Source organism: Azospirillum griseum (assembly GCF_003966125.1).
GTDB classification, from domain to species: Bacteria; Pseudomonadota; Alphaproteobacteria; order Azospirillales; family Azospirillaceae; genus Azospirillum; species Azospirillum griseum.
This window is the reverse complement of the sequence record NZ_RXMA01000103.1, coordinates 1-1,206: the sequence shown is the minus strand read 5'-3', so window position 1 is coordinate 1,206 and position 1,206 is coordinate 1. Positions and strand designations below refer to the sequence as shown.

At 64.3% G+C, this 1,206-nt stretch carries 1 pseudogene; it reads right to left on the bottom strand.

The features are described 5' to 3' along the window. A pseudogene (locus tag EJ903_RS27145) lies at positions 1–1,206 on the bottom strand (hypothetical protein); the annotation flags it as partial.

Sequence of the window (1,206 nt, the reverse complement as noted above, 5' to 3'; positions counted from 1 at the left end):
CCAGGAACTCACTGCCGACCTTGTTGCCGCTGGCGTCGAAACGTTGGCCGTAGATATCCCAGTAGCTGCTCCCCGAGGCTTGGTTGTAGGACTGCCAGACGGTGACCCAGCCGCCACCTGACAGCGTGGCCGACGTCGGCCAACTGCGCTCAGAGGAAGGGGACGCGGCGCTGTTGACCTGCTGTTCGCCGCCGATGCGGGTGTTGGCGGCGTCGAAGCGCTGCTGCCAGATCGACCCGGCGGAGGTGTTGCCGGAGATGGCGCCGTTGGTGCTGTACCAGCCGATGACATAGCCACCGTCGGACAGCGCGGTGACAGTGGCGCCGCCCTGGTTGAGGCTGGTGTTGGTGTTGACCAGGAAGGCTGCCCCGGCCGCCGAACCATCGGCATTGTAGCGGCGGGCATAGATGTCCGACGCATTGCCTTCCGCCGTCCACCAGACCTTGATGTAACCGCCGTCAGTCAGGCTCGCCACATAGGACTGCTCCAGCGGCTCGTAGACCAGGTTTGCCGCCACATCTCGGGATTCCGTCCCGGCGATCAGGGGGCCGTTGGTCGAAGCGGTCGTCCAAGCGGCGTCCGTCCAGGCGCTCCATTGTCGGCCGTCATAGCCGCGAACCTGGATGGCATCCGTGCCGATCCCGGTACCGGCATGCCAGACAACCTGCCCGACATCCGCAGCCGAAACTGAAATTACCGACCCGGCGGGCTGCGCCTGCCCATTGACAGTGAAGTAGCCACTGCCGACCGCAGAGGTCTGGTCACGAAACTCGTACCAGCCCACCTGCTGCAAACCAGAGGTCCGCCATTGAGTCCCCTGGGCATGGGTGGAGGTAACGAGCGAAGTTCCTGACTTTGTTTCACCGTACCCCAGTCGTCCATTCTGGATTTCGATCACCGGAGTCAGGTTGCTCGCAGCGAACACCTTCGACACGAAGGCATTTGCTCCTGGTGTTGGGTCCTGCCAATAGGCAACGAAGCCGCCATCCAGGCGCGCTGACAGCGATGGCTGCGAGAAATCCCCAGCCGCCGACTGGGTATAGCGCGCGTCGCTCAACTGGAACTCCGTCCCCAGGGCGTTGCCTTGGGCATCGAAGCGCCGACCCATGATGGCGAAACTCTGGCCCGTCGCGTCATAGGACCGCCAAGCTGCGATCAGGCTGCCGTCCGCCAGCCTCTCCAGCGTCGGCAGGTCCTGCCGCCCCG